This is a genomic window from Pseudoalteromonas sp. GW168-MNA-CIBAN-0100, from assembly GCF_040309225.1.
Taxonomy (GTDB): domain Bacteria; phylum Pseudomonadota; class Gammaproteobacteria; order Enterobacterales; family Alteromonadaceae; genus Pseudoalteromonas; species Pseudoalteromonas arctica.
Genome location: NZ_JBEOOL010000757.1, coordinates 1 through 258, shown reverse-complemented (window position 1 = coordinate 258; position 258 = coordinate 1). Strand labels below are relative to the sequence as shown.

Annotated in this window: 1 protein-coding gene; it reads left to right on the top strand. The window is 39.5% G+C overall.

Annotated features, from left to right (window positions below):
• The coding region (locus AAEY62_RS23295) for a cache domain-containing protein (RefSeq protein WP_350636811.1) at nucleotides 1-258 on the top strand (258 nt) is incomplete at both ends.

Sequence of the window (258 nt, the reverse complement as noted above, 5' to 3'; positions counted from 1 at the left end):
ACCCTCACCCAACAACAAGCGCAGTCGCAAGCTTTAGCTACAATTAGTGCCCTTAGGTACGATAATACCAACTATTTTTGGATAAATGACTACCACCCAAAAATGATAATGCATCCATTTAAGCCAGACTTAAATGGTACAGATTTAACTAATAACAAAGACCCCGATGGCACAGCATTATTTGTAGAAATGGTAAAGGTGACTCAACAAGCAGGTTCAGGGTTTGTACCTTATAAATGGCCTAAACCAGGTAAAGAC